This is a genomic window from Streptomyces sp. NPDC107538 (assembly GCF_055657445.1).
In genome coordinates, this window is record NZ_JBVKAY010000019.1 from 44794 (window position 1) to 56393 (window position 11600).

An 11600-nucleotide genomic window follows, 5' to 3' on the forward strand; every position below is an offset into this window, starting at 1 on the left:
GACATCGGGAACCCCGACCTGCGGCGGAGACGGTCTCGGACTTCGGGGGGATTTCGACTGTGCCATGCATCACACTAGGCTCGGCCGGGAACGCCCGGAATTCGAACTGGTTCGAGCCTGGAGGCCGTTTTGTCCACTGCTGCCGCTGAGCACACCCTCGGCCGCGCGGAAGCCGACGGCATCGCCGCCCGCGCCCGGGCCCTGACGAAGGCGTACGGCTCGGGCGAGACGGCGGTGCTCGCCCTCGACGCGGTCGACGTGGACATCGCACGCGGCCGCTTCACCGCGGTCATGGGCCCCTCGGGCTCGGGGAAGTCCACGCTGATGCACTGTCTGGCGGGGCTCGACAGCGTCTCGGCGGGACAGGTGTGGCTCGGGGACACCGAGATCACCGGGCTGAAGGAGCGGGATCTGACGCGGCTGCGGCGGGACCGGATCGGCTTCATGTTCCAGTCCTTCAATCTGATCCCGACGCTGAACGCGGCCGAGAACATCACCCTGCCGATGGACATCGCGGGCAAGAAGCCCGACGAGAAGTGGCTGGACCAGGTCATCGACACCCTCGGGCTGCGGGACCGGCTCAAGCACCGGCCCTCGCAGCTCTCCGGCGGCCAGCAGCAGCGCGTCGCCTGCGCCCGCGCGCTCGCCTCCCGGCCCGAGCTGATCTTCGCCGACGAGCCGACCGGCAACCTCGACTCCCGCGCCGGGCTCGAAGTGCTCGGCTTCCTGCGCGAGGCGGTCGACCAGCTGGGCCAGACGGTCGTCATGGTCACCCACGACCCGGGCGCCGCCGCCCACTCCGACCTGGTGCTCTTCCTCGCGGACGGGCGGATCGTGGACCGGATGGAGCGGCCGTCGGCGGACGCGGTGCTGGAGCGCATGCGCCTCTTTTCCGGGGGAAACCCCCAGACCCCCGGCTTCGACACGATCCGGGCGACCTTCGACGGCGAAGGGCGCCCCGCCGACGCGTCCGATCCGGCGCACGCGCCCGGCGCAACCGGCGGCACGTCAGCCCCCACGGGTTCAGCCGGCCCCACCGGTACCGCGTCCACCGACCTCGACAAGGGCTGAGGCCGTGCTCAAGGCGACCCTGCGGAGTTTCCTCGCGCACAAGGGGCGGCTGCTGCTCTCGGCGCTTGCGGTCGTGCTGTCCGTGGCGTTCGTCTCGGGCAGTCTGATCTTCTCGGACACGGTCACCCGTACCTTCGACCGGCTCTTCGCCTCCACCTCCGCCGATGTGACCGTGGGCCCGAAGGACGACGATCTGTCGGGGCAGCTGCCGACCGGGGCCGTGGAGACCGTGCCCGCCTCGCTCGCGCAGCGGGTCGAGGGGATCGACGGCGTCGCGGACGCCCATGTCGACGCGGCCGTGGAGAACGTCACGGTCGTCGACGGCGAGAACGAGTCGGTGGGGCCGACGACGGGCGCCCCCACCATCGCCACCAACTGGTACCTCACCGACCGCAGCCCGGTGAAGCTGACCAGCGGGCACGCGCCGGAGGGCCCCGGCGAGGCGCTGCTCGACGCCGACACCGCGAAGAACAAGGACGTGGAGATCGGCGACACCCTGACGGTGCTTGCCCAGCCGGGCTCCTTCGAGGTCGAGATCGTCGGCATCGCCACCTTCACCACCACCAACCCCGGCGCCGCGCTGGTCTTCCTCGACACCCGGGCCGCGCAGACCGAACTGCTGGGCGACCCCGACGCCGCCACCACCATCTCGGTGACCGCCGAGCCGGGTGTGAGCGACGACGTGCTCAAGCGGCGGATCGCCGACGAGCTGGGACCGACGGCGTACGACTACCAGACCGCCGACGAGCAGGCCGAGTCCGCCGCCGCCTCGCTCGGCGGATTCCTCGACGTCATCAAGTACGTGATGCTGGGCTTCGCCGGTATCGCCACGCTCGTCGGCGTCTTCCTCATCGTCAACACCTTCTCCATGCTCATCGCCCAACGCACCCGGGAACTGGGCCTGTTGCGCGCGCTGGGCGCCGACCGGCGGCAGGTGCGGCGGTCGGTGCTCGCCGAGGCGGCGCTCCTCGGCCTCGTCGGGTCGACGGTCGGCCTCGCCGCGGGCATCGCCCTGGCCTTCGGGCTGATCGAGCTGATGGGCGCCTTCGGCATGAACCTCAGCTCGGCCGAGATGGTGATCGGCGTGGGCACGCCGATCGCGGCGTACGTCGTCGGGCTCGGCGTCACCTTCGTGGCGGCCTATCTGCCGGCGCGGCGGGCGTCGACCGTGTCGCCGATGGCGGCGCTCTCGGACGCCGAGATCGCGGGCGTGGGACGGCCGCTGAAGGTACGCGCGATCGTCGGCGGCGTCGTCGGCGCGGCCGGTGCCGCCGCCCTCGTGGGGTGCGCGGTGTCCTCGGACACGGGCTCGGCGGCCTCGCTGCTCGGCCTCGGCGTGGTCCTCACCCTCATCGCGACGGTCATCGCGGGACCGCTGCTCGTACGGCCGGTGATCCGGGTCCTCGGCGGCGCGTTCCCCGCGCTGTTCGGCTCCGTCGGCCGGATGAGCCAGCGCAACGCTCTGCGCAACCCGCGCCGGACCGGGGCCACCGCCGCCGCGCTGATGGTGGGGATCGCCCTGGTCGGCGGGATGTCCGTGGCGAGCGCGTCGATGACCAAGTCCTTCGACGACGAGATCGACAAGACCCTCGGCGCCGACTTCGTCATCCAGAACCAGAACTTCCTGCCCTTCCCGCAGGAGGTCACCGACAAGGTCCGCGCCACGGACGGCGCCGGCCTCGTCGTCCGGCAGCGGTTCACCCCCGTCGAGGTGCGGCTGCCGGACGGCGACCGGGTCGAGACGACCGCCGCGGCCTACGACCCCCAGCTCGACGAGGTCGCGAACGTCACCTACGCCCAGGGCGACAGCGCCGCCGCGCTCGCGGACGGTGCCCTCGCGATGGACGTGGACTTCGCGCGGGAGCACGACGTGAAGGTGGGGAGCACGATCCCCGTGCGGTTCCCGGCCGGGAAGAACGCCGAGCTGAAGGTCGCCGCGCTCACCGACCAGGACACCGCCGACGGCTTCGGGATGCAGGGCGGGCTCTACTTCGGGATGGGCACCATCGAGAAGTACGTGCCCGAGGGACAGGACTCGTCGCTGTACGTGAACGTCGGGTCCGGCGTCGGCGCCGACGAGCTGCGCGCGAACCTGGAACGGACCCTGGACGCGTATCCGCAGGTGCAGGTCCGCGACCAGGCCGACTACAAGGAGCTGATCCGCAACCAGATCGCCGTACTCCTCTATCTGGTCTACGCGTTGCTCGGCCTGGCGATCGTCATCGCGGTGCTCGGGGTGGTCAACACCCTCGCTCTGTCGGTGGTCGAACGCACCCGGGAGATCGGGCTGCTGCGCGCGATCGGGCTGGCCCGGCGGCAGCTGCGGCGGATGATCCGGCTGGAGTCGGTGATGATCGCCGTGTTCGGGGCCGTCCTCGGCCTCGCGCTGGGCCTGGTCTGGGGCGTGTGTGTGCAGCAGGTGCTGGCGCTGCAGGGAATGAAGGCGTTGGCGATCCCGTGGGGCACGGTGGTCGCGGTGGTGATCGGCTCGGCGGTGGTGGGTGTCGTCGCGGCCCTGCTGCCCGCGCTGCGCGCCTCTCGGATGAACGTGCTGGCGGCCATCGCGCACGAGTGATGTACTCGCCGGGATGTCGGCTCAAGTCCCTTGTAGGTGAGGAGAGTTCATGCCGCGCCCGTTCCGTTTCGGAGTCAACCTGCTCAGTCCCGTGTCGGGAGAGGAGTGGCGCGCCAAGTGCCGCCGGGCCGAACAGCTCGGATACGACGTGATCCTGGTCCCGGACCATCTGGGCATGCCGGCCCCGTTCCCGTCGCTGATCGCGGCGGCGGAGGTGACCGAGCGGCCCCGGCTCGGCACGTTCGTGCTCAACGCGGGCTTCTGGAACCCGACGCTGCTGGCCCGCGAGGTCGCCACCACGGACACCCTGACCGGCGGGCGGCTGGAGCTGGGGCTCGGCACCGGGTACGTACCGGCCGAGCACGAGAAGGCCGGGCTGCCCTGGGGGTCGGCGGGCGAGCGGGTCGACCATCTGCTGCGTACCGTCGAGGAGTTGGACCGGCTGTTCGGCTCCGAGGAGCACGAGCCCCGGCCCGTGCAGCGGCCCCGGGTGCCGCTGCTCGTCGGCGCCAACGGCGACCGGATGCTGCGGCTCACCGCCGAGCACGCGGACATCGCGGCGTTCACGGGCGCGCGGACGGCGGCGGACGGCAGGATGGAACCGCTGACCGCCGAGGAACTCGCCGAACGCGTCGGCCGCTACCAGGAGTTCGCGGCCGGACGGAAGGAACCCGCCGAGCTGAACCTGCTGATCCAGATCGTCGAACTCAGCGACGACCGCGGCGCCGCCGTACGGCCGTGGCTCGGCCACCTCCCGAACCTGAGCGAGGAGCAGGTCCTGCGGCTGCCGCTGGTCCTCGTGGGGACCCTGGAGGAGATCGTCGACCAGGTGCTGGCGCAGCGGGAGCGGTACGGATTCTCGTATCTGACCGTCCTGGAGCCGAACATGGAGACCTTCGCGAAGGTCGTCGAGGCGCTGCGGGGCCGGTGACGGGCGCGGGTACCCCCGGCGGGCGTGGGGGCGCGTACGCGGGTCGCGTACGGGCTGGTCCGGTTCGTGGCCGAGCGGCCCCTGTCCGGATTCTGGAATTCCAGGTGTGGCGTGCGGCCCCGTGATGGGATCGGTCCATGATCGACTTGCGTGTACGGACCGCGACGCCCGACGACCTCGACGCCGTTCTCGCCTTCTGGAAGGTGGCCGCCGAGGGCACGAGCATCAGCGACGACCGTGCGGGCGTCGAGCGGCTGGTGGCCCGTGACCCCGAGACCCTGATCCTCGCCGAGCTGGACGGCGAGCTGGTGGGCACGGTCATCGCCGGCTTCGACGGCTGGCGGTGCCATCTGTACCGGCTCGCGGTGCACCCCGAGCGCCGGCGCAGGGGCATCGGCTCGGCGCTCCTCACCGCGGCCGAGGAACGCTTCGTACGGCTCGGCGGGCGGCGCGGCGACGCGATGGTGCTCGTCCGCAACGAGACGGCCCAGCATGCGTGGCGGGCTGCCGGGTACGCACCCGAGGAGAAATGGCGTCGATGGGTGAAGCCGCTCGGGGACTGACCCCTCTTTGCCGGTCCTTTACCATGGGTGGACCCGTCAACCTCTACGGAAAGGTTGTGAGCGTCCGCCCATGGGCGAGCCTCCCAGTACCCGCCTCGGTACACCTCGTACCCGAGCCGGTGCACGACATCGCGCGATCCTCCCGCCCCTGTCCGACCATGGGACGGAGGTGACCCGATGACCGAAGTGCTCCTCCTTCTGGTGGCGGTGCTGCTCTCGCTGATCTGTGGCGCCTTCGTCGCCGCCGAGTTCTCCCTGACCACGGTCGACCGGGGCCGGCTGGAGCGGGCCGTGGAGCGCGGCGAGCGGGGCGCCGCCGGCGCCCTCAAGGCCGTACGGAACCTGACGTTCCAGCTCTCCGGCGCCCAGCTCGGCATCACCGTCACCAACCTGGTCGTCGGCATGCTCGCCGAGCCGTCCATCGCCAAGCTGATCGCGGGCCCGCTGGAGGCGGTCGGCATCCCGGCGTCCGCGTCGAGTTCCGTCGCGCTGGTGATCGGTACGGCCCTGTCGACCGTCGTGCTGATGGTGGTCGGCGAGCTGGTGCCCAAGAACTGGGCGATCTCCGCGCCGCTGCCGGTGGCGAAGAAGGTCGCGAACCCGCAGCGCTGGTTCAGCGCCGCGTTCCGGCCGTTCATCACCCACCTCAACAACACCGCCAACCGGCTCGTACGCCTCCTCGGCATCGAGCCCGCCGAGGAGCTGGCCTCCGCGCGCGGGCCCCAGGAGCTGGCGGCGCTCGCCCGGCACTCCGCCAAGGAGGGCGCGCTGGAGGCGGACACCGCCGAGCTGTTCGTCCGCACCCTGAACCTCGCGGACCTGACCGCGGAGAACGTGATGACTCCGCGCGTCCAGGTCATCGCCCTCGACGCCCTGGCCACCTGCGAGGACGTGGCGAACGCGACCCGGGCCACCGGCCTGTCCCGCTTCCCCGTCTACCGGGGCAGCCTGGACTCGGTCGTCGGCACCGTGCACATCAAGGACGTCCTGGCCGTGCCCGCCGAGCGCCGACTGCGCACGTCCGTCGCCGAACTGCTGCGCGAACCGCTCCTCGTCCCCGAGTCCCTGACCGTCGACCGGGTCCTCGACCGGCTCTCCGGCAAGCGCACCATGGCCGTCGTCATCGACGAGTACGGCGGGACCGCCGGTGTCGTGACGCTGGAGGACATCGTCGAGGAGGTCGTCGGCGAGGTACGCGACGAGCACGACCCGCACGAGACGCCCGACCTCGCCCCCGTCGGCACCGACGAACACGGCCGCGAGCTGTACTCGGCCGACGGCTCGGCCCGCACCGACCAGCTGGCCCGCGTCGGTCTGCGCGCGCCGGAGGGGCCGTACGAGACGCTCGCGGGGCTCGTCGCCACCGAGCTGGGCCGGATCCCGGCCGTCGGCGACACCGTCGAGGTCGTCGGCTGGCGGATGGACGTGGTGGACGCCGCCGGCCGCCGGGCCGCCCGGGTGCTGCTGCACGCGCCGGTCGCGTCCGAGGAGGAGCACGAGGAGCCTGCTGAGCACAAGGGGGAGACGCGATGACCGCCGTCCAGTTGCTGATCGGTTTCGCGACGCTGGTCGTCAACGCCTTCTTCGTGGGGGCCGAGTTCGCCCTGATCTCCGTGCGCCGCAGCCAGATCGAGCCGTACGCCGAACAGGGCGACCGGAGGGCCCGCAGCGTGCTGTGGGGTCTGCAGCACGTGTCCGCCCTGATGGCCGCCGCCCAGCTCGGCATCACGCTGTGCACCCTGGTCCTCGGTGTGGTCGCGGAGCCAGCGATCGAACACCTGCTGGAGCCGGTGTTCCATGCGATGGGCGTGCCGGAGGGCGCGGGGCACGTGGTGTCCTTCGTGATCGCCCTGACCCTCGCCACCTACCTCCACATGCTGCTCGGCGAGATGGTGCCGAAGAACATCGCCCTCGCGGAGCCGGTGCGCAGCGCGCTGCTGCTCGGCCCGCCGCTGGTGGCCCTGTCGCGCGGACTGCGCCCGGTGATCTTCACGGTCAACGCCTTCGCGAACACACTGCTGAAGCTGATGCGGATCGAGACGAAGGACGAGGTCGCGGCGACCTTCTCGGACACCGAACTCGCCCGTCTCGTGGCCGACTCCAGCGAGGCCGGGCTCATCGACGACCGCGCCCAGGAGCGGCTGCGCGACGCCCTGGAGCTGGGCCGCCGGCCCGTGCGCGATGTCGTGCTGCCACTGGAGCGGGTCGTGTACGCGGGGATGGGGGTCACCCCGGAGGAGCTGGAGCGGCTGTCGGCCGAGTCCGGGTTCTCCCGCTTCCCCGTGGTCGACGAGGGGCGCCGGATCGTGGGCTACCTCCATGTGAAGGACGCGCTCGACGCGGCCCCGCGCGATGTGCCGTTCTCCGTCCGGGACATGCGGTCCATCGCCCGGGTCCGGGAGACCACACCGCTGGACGACGTCCTCACCGCGATGCGCCGCAGCCGGACACACCTGGCGGCCGTACTGGGCGAGGACGGCCGCCTCGCGGGCATCGTGACCATGGAGGACGTACTGCGGGAGCTGCTGGGTCAGCCGAGCCTGTGAGGGAGCCGAGCGGGTGAGGGAGCCGACCGACCGTCGGGTATGTGAACGCGTTAGCATCGTTCCGCCATGCAGACGAATCCCACCTACTCCAGCCTTGTCACGGTCGGCGACTCCTTCACCGAGGGCATGTCCGACCTCCTCCCCGACGGCTCCTACCGGGGCTGGGCGGATCTCCTCGCCGGCCGGATGGCCGCGCGGACGCCCGGCTTCCGGTACGCCAACCTCGCGGTGCGCGGAAAGCTGATCGGGCAGATCGTCGCCGAGCAGGTGGAGGTCGCGGCCGCGATGGAACCGGACGTGATCACCCTGGTCGGCGGCCTCAACGACACGCTCCGGCCCAAGTGCGACATGGGCCGGGTGCGCGGTCTGCTGGAGGAGGCCGTGGAGCGCCTGGCCCCCTCCTGCAAGCAGCTCGTCCTGATGCGCAGCCCCGGCCGTCAGGGCCCGGTCCTGGAACGGTTCCGGCCGCGCATGGAGGAGCTGTTCGTCTGCGTCGACGACCTGGCCGCCCGGCACGGCGCCCTCGTCGTCGACCTGTACGGGGCGCCTTCACTGGCCGACCCCCGGATGTGGGACGTGGACCGGCTGCACCTGACGGCCGAGGGGCATCGCCGGGTCGCCGAGGCGGTCTGGCAGACCCTCGGCCACGAGGCGGAGGACCCGGAGTGGCGCACGCCGATGCCCGTCACCCCGCCGCCCGGCTGGACCGCCCGCCAGGTGGCCCACGCCCGGTTCGCCCGCCAGTACCTGCTGCCCTGGATAGGCCGCCGCCTCACCGGCCGCTCCTCGGGCGACGGCATGCCGGCCAAGCGGCCCGAGTTGCTGCCGTACGAGGGCCCACTAGCGTAGGGAGCCACTAGCGTCGGGAGCCGCCGTACCGGGAGGCACGCGTGTCCACGACAGTGATCAATCTCAAGGGCCGCATCCGCGACTTCGGGCCCCGGCTGGAGTTCGCGCCCAGTGACCTCGTGTACATCGGCCGCCGCTGGACCATGGGCCACTGGGACCTGCCGCGGCACCCGCTCTTCAACCCGTTCCAGTACGACACCGAGAAGAAGAAGCGGGACGGGACACGGGCCGAGGTGATGGCGAAGTACCGCGAGTACCTGCTCGCCGACCCCGAGCTGCTGGCCCTCGTCCCGGAACTGCGCGGCAAGACGCTCGCCTGCTGGTGCGCGCCCGAGCAGTGCCACGGAGACATCCTGGCGGAGCTGGCCGACACCCCGGACTCGCCTTCGCATCCGCCTTCGTAGGTTCCTCCGAAGAGACCCCCGGCGCCCACCTGCACGAATCGCCAGTAGAATCCGTACACGTGACTTCTGCGCCAGCCAAGCCCCGCATCCCGAACGTCCTCGCCGGACGGTACGCCTCCGCCGAGCTCGCCACGCTCTGGTCGCCCGAGCAGAAGGTGAGGTTGGAGCGGCAGCTCTGGCTGGCCGTGCTGCGGGCCCAGAAGGACCTCGGCATCGAGGTGCCCGAGGAGGCGCTCGCCGACTACGAGCGGGTCCTCGACACCGTCGACCTGGCCTCCATCGCCGAGCGCGAGAAGGTCACGCGGCACGACGTGAAGGCGCGGATCGAGGAGTTCAACGACCTCGCCGGGCACGAGCACGTGCACAAGGGCATGACCTCCCGCGACCTCACCGAGAACGTGGAGCAGCTGCAGATCCGGCTCTCCCTGGAGCTGGTCCGCGACCGTACGGTGGCCGTGCTGGCGCGCCTCGGCAAGCTGGCCGGCGAGTACGGCGAGCTGGTCATGGCCGGCCGCTCGCACAACGTGGCCGCGCAGGCCACCACCCTCGGCAAGCGGTTCGCGACCGCCGCCGACGAGCTGCTCGTGGCGTACGGCCGGGTCGAGGAACTGCTCGGCCGGTACCCGCTGCGCGGCATCAAGGGCCCGGTGGGCACGGCCCAGGACATGCTCGACCTGCTGGGCGGCGACGCGGCGAAGCTCGCCGAGCTGGAGGACCGGATCGCGGGCCACCTCGGCTTCGCGCAGGCGTTCACCTCGGTCGGCCAGGTCTACCCGCGCTCGCTGGACTACGACGTGGTGACCGCGCTGGTGCAGCTGGCGGCGGCGCCGTCCTCGCTGGCGAAGACGATCCGGCTGATGGCCGGGCACGAGCTGGTGACCGAGGGCTTCAAGCCGGGCCAGGTCGGCTCGTCCGCCATGCCGCACAAGATGAACACGCGGTCGTGCGAGCGGGTCAACGGCCTCATGGTCATCCTGCGCGGGTACGCGTCGATGACCGGCGAGCTGGCCGGCGACCAGTGGAACGAGGGCGACGTGTCCTGCTCGGTGGTGCGCCGGGTCGCGCTGCCGGACGCGTTCTTCGCGCTGGACGGGCTGCTGGAGACCTTCCTGACCGTGCTCGACGAGTTCGGCGCCTTCCCGGCCGTCGTCGCGCGGGAGCTGGACCGCTACCTCCCCTTCCTCGCCACGACCAAGGTGCTGATGGGCGCCGTACGGGCGGGCGTCGGCCGTGAGGTCGCGCACGAGGCCATCAAGGAGAACGCCGTCGCCTCCGCGCTCGCCATGCGCGAGCAGGGCGCCGAGCGCAACGAGCTGCTGGACAAGCTCGCCGCCGACGACCGCATCCCGCTGGACCGCGGCCAGTTGGACGCCCTCATGGCCGACAAGCTCTCCTTCACCGGCGCCGCCGCCGATCAGGTCGCAGTGATCGTCGGCCGGATCGAGGAGATCCTGAAGCAGCGCCCGGAGGCCGCCGGTTACACGCCGGGGGCGATCCTCTGACCCGCTGGACCCTGGCCGAACTGGAGGCCGCCCGCGACCGGCTGGTGCCGGATGTCACGGCGGACGGCCTCCGGGTCCTTTTCTGCGGCATCAACCCGGGGCTGATGACGGCCGTCTCCGGCCACCACTTCGCCCGCCCCGGCAACCGTTTCTGGCCCGTCCTGCATCTGTCCGGGTTCACGCCCCGGCTGCTGAAGCCGTCCGAGCAGGGCGAGTTGCCGTTGTACGGGCTCGGCATCACCAATGTCGTCGCCCGTGCCACGGCACGCGCCGACGAACTGACGGCGGAGGAGTACGTCGCGGGCGGGCGCCTGCTGACCGCCAAGGTCGAGCGGCTCCGGCCGCGCTGGCTCGCGGTGGTCGGTGTGACCGCGTATCGCGCCGCCTTCGGCGACCGCAAGGCCGTCGTCGGGCCCCAGGAGCGGACGATCGGTGACGCGCGTGTGTGGGTGCTGCCCAATCCCAGCGGGCTGAACGCGCACTGGACGACGGCGACGATGGCGGAGGAGTTCGGGCGGCTGCGGGTGGCGGCGGAGGGCTGAGCGCCGCCGGGTGCCGTGGGGTTCCCCTGGGTTTCGGCAGGTCAGGTCGTCAGGTCAGGTCAGGGCGGGTCGATCTCCGTTATCACCGCGACCAGTTGGAACGGCAGCTCCTTGTCCCACTGGGAGACGCCGAGCGCGACCCAGCGGCCGTGGCCGTTCGCCCGCCACAGGTGCACGTCGGGGACGTGGGCGCTGAGCGGTCCCCAGGGCTCGGGTATCTCCTCGCCGTCCGTGGAGCGGTCGCGGACGCTCCAGAGGCTGAACACGTCGGGGGCGCCCCAGCGCGCGGCGAGCCGCTCCGACAGGGCGTCACGGTCCGCCTCGTACTGTTCCTCGGTCTCCTCGCGCCGTGTCCCGTCGTCCTCCCAGAAGTCGGCGCTCGTCCCTAACTCGGCGATGTGCCAGCCGGGTCCGGCCGTGCCGACGTCCGAGCGGCCGGGCTCCGCCGGGAAGTCCTCGGAGCACAGCCGCTCGATGACGGCGAGGTGCTGCGTGATGCTCATGCGGTCCAGTAAAGCGGGCACCACTGACAATTGGCACGGTGTCAGGGGGGCGGGCACGGGGGCGAGCGGTCGTCGAGCACGGGTGGTGGTCGGCGGTGGCGGTGGAGTCGTCGT

11 protein-coding genes are annotated in these 11600 nt (G+C 71.7%); 10 read left to right on the forward strand and 1 reads right to left on the reverse strand.

Going from position 1 to position 11600, the window contains the following annotated elements; translation table 11 throughout:
• The first annotated feature begins 129 nt into the window (after window positions 1-129).
• The 10 genes from ACZ7MG_RS39090 to mug all read left to right on the forward strand — a co-directional run bounded on the left by ACZ7MG_RS39090 (window position 130) and on the right by mug (window position 10983).
• Complete coding sequence (locus ACZ7MG_RS39090; protein WP_471395470.1) at window positions 130-1071, forward strand: ABC transporter ATP-binding protein; 942 nt, start codon at window positions 130-132, stop codon at window positions 1069-1071.
• A gap of 4 nt (window positions 1072-1075) precedes the next feature.
• Window positions 1076-3646: an ABC transporter permease gene (locus ACZ7MG_RS39095; RefSeq protein WP_471395471.1), complete on the forward strand. Its 2571-nt coding sequence runs from the start codon at window positions 1076-1078 to the stop codon at window positions 3644-3646.
• Window positions 3647-3695: 49 nt separating this feature from the next.
• The gene (locus ACZ7MG_RS39100; RefSeq protein ID WP_471395472.1) at window positions 3696-4577 is read left to right on the forward strand and encodes an LLM class F420-dependent oxidoreductase; all 882 of its coding nucleotides are present in this window, start codon (window positions 3696-3698) and stop codon (window positions 4575-4577) included.
• 137 nt (window positions 4578-4714) lie between these two features.
• Window positions 4715-5140, forward strand: a complete 426-nt coding sequence (locus ACZ7MG_RS39105; RefSeq protein WP_471395473.1) for a GNAT family N-acetyltransferase — start codon at window positions 4715-4717, stop codon at window positions 5138-5140.
• A 177-nt stretch (window positions 5141-5317) separates the two neighbouring features.
• On the forward strand, window positions 5318-6673 hold the full coding sequence (locus ACZ7MG_RS39110; protein ID WP_471395474.1) for a hemolysin family protein: 1356 nt from the start codon (window positions 5318-5320) through the stop codon (window positions 6671-6673).
• Window positions 6670-7686, forward strand: coding sequence for a hemolysin family protein (locus tag ACZ7MG_RS39115; RefSeq protein WP_471395475.1), 1017 nt, complete (start codon window positions 6670-6672; stop codon window positions 7684-7686). Before ACZ7MG_RS39110 ends, ACZ7MG_RS39115 begins: the two co-directional genes overlap by 4 nt.
• 66 nt (window positions 7687-7752) lie before the next feature.
• The gene (locus ACZ7MG_RS39120; RefSeq protein ID WP_471395476.1) at window positions 7753-8535 is read left to right on the forward strand and encodes an SGNH/GDSL hydrolase family protein; all 783 of its coding nucleotides are present in this window, start codon (window positions 7753-7755) and stop codon (window positions 8533-8535) included.
• A 41-nt stretch (window positions 8536-8576) separates the two neighbouring features.
• Window positions 8577-8939 carry a DUF4326 domain-containing protein gene (locus ACZ7MG_RS39125; protein ID WP_471395477.1) on the forward strand — a complete coding sequence of 121 codons (363 nt, stop codon included), beginning with the start codon at window positions 8577-8579 and terminating at the stop codon, window positions 8937-8939.
• 59 nt (window positions 8940-8998) lie between these two features.
• Window positions 8999-10441: an adenylosuccinate lyase gene (gene purB / locus ACZ7MG_RS39130; RefSeq protein ID WP_471395478.1), complete on the forward strand. Its 1443-nt coding sequence runs from the start codon at window positions 8999-9001 to the stop codon at window positions 10439-10441.
• Between the two features lie 44 nt (window positions 10442-10485).
• On the forward strand, window positions 10486-10983 hold the full coding sequence (mug, locus tag ACZ7MG_RS39135) for a G/U mismatch-specific DNA glycosylase (protein WP_471395479.1): 498 nt from the start codon (window positions 10486-10488) through the stop codon (window positions 10981-10983).
• Between the two features lie 59 nt (window positions 10984-11042).
• Here mug and ACZ7MG_RS39140 read toward each other — a convergent pair whose 3' ends face one another.
• Window positions 11043-11486 (reverse strand): hypothetical protein, encoded by a 444-nt coding sequence (locus ACZ7MG_RS39140; protein ID WP_471395480.1) that lies wholly within the window; start codon window positions 11484-11486, stop codon window positions 11043-11045.
• Window positions 11487-11600: the final 114 nt, after the last annotated feature.

Coding starts and splice junctions, on each gene's coding strand:
- ACZ7MG_RS39100 (WP_471395472.1), top strand. CDS start 3,696: ATGCCGCGCCCGTTCCGTTTCGGAGTCAACCTGCTCAGTCCCGTGTCG.
- ACZ7MG_RS39140 (WP_471395480.1), bottom strand. CDS start 11,486: ATGAGCATCACGCAGCACCTCGCCGTCATCGAGCGGCTGTGCTCCGAG.
- ACZ7MG_RS39115 (WP_471395475.1), top strand. CDS start 6,670: ATGACCGCCGTCCAGTTGCTGATCGGTTTCGCGACGCTGGTCGTCAAC.
- ACZ7MG_RS39105 (WP_471395473.1), top strand. CDS start 4,715: ATGATCGACTTGCGTGTACGGACCGCGACGCCCGACGACCTCGACGCC.
- ACZ7MG_RS39120 (WP_471395476.1), top strand. CDS start 7,753: ATGCAGACGAATCCCACCTACTCCAGCCTTGTCACGGTCGGCGACTCC.
- ACZ7MG_RS39110 (WP_471395474.1), top strand. CDS start 5,318: ATGACCGAAGTGCTCCTCCTTCTGGTGGCGGTGCTGCTCTCGCTGATC.